Here is a 428-nt window from a genome sequence, read left to right as displayed (position 1 = left end):
GGCGCCTTACCCGTCGGACCAGTGCATCCACGAGCTGTTCGAGGCGCAGGTGCGCCGCGCCCCCGAAGCCGTCGCCCTCGTCCATGAAGACGAAGAGCTGAGCTATGGCGAACTCAACGCCCGGGCTAATCGCCTGGCCCATCATCTGATCGCCCTTGGGGTCAGGCCGGATCAGCCGGTGGCGATCTGCCTTCAGCGCAGTCCGGCGATGGTGGTCGGGCTGCTGGCGATCCTCAAGGCCGGCGGCGCCTATCTGCCGCTCGACCCAGCCTATCCGTCTCAGCGGCTGCGGCAGGTTCTCGAGGATGCCGCACCACGGCTTATGCTTTGCGACGCAGCCGGCCGCCAAGCCCTCGGCCCCGAGGCATTAGCCGGTCTGACGGTGGTCGATCTGGAGCCAGCCACCCCGGCCTGGGCCGAACTGCCGG

At 68.7% G+C, this 428-nt stretch carries 1 protein-coding gene; it reads left to right on the top strand.

From position 1 onward, the window contains the following. Window positions 1-428, top strand: a 428-nt coding sequence (locus PY650_RS36830; protein WP_285885036.1) for an AMP-binding protein, incomplete at both ends; no start/stop codon positions are given.

Origin of the sequence: Martinezella calliandrae (genome assembly GCF_030272695.1) — a bacterium.
In the GTDB taxonomy this organism is placed as follows: domain Bacteria; phylum Pseudomonadota; class Alphaproteobacteria; order Rhizobiales; family Rhizobiaceae; genus Rhizobium; species Rhizobium calliandrae.
The sequence above is the reverse complement of the archived record's forward strand: the minus strand, read 5'-3'. Positions and strand labels throughout refer to the sequence as shown.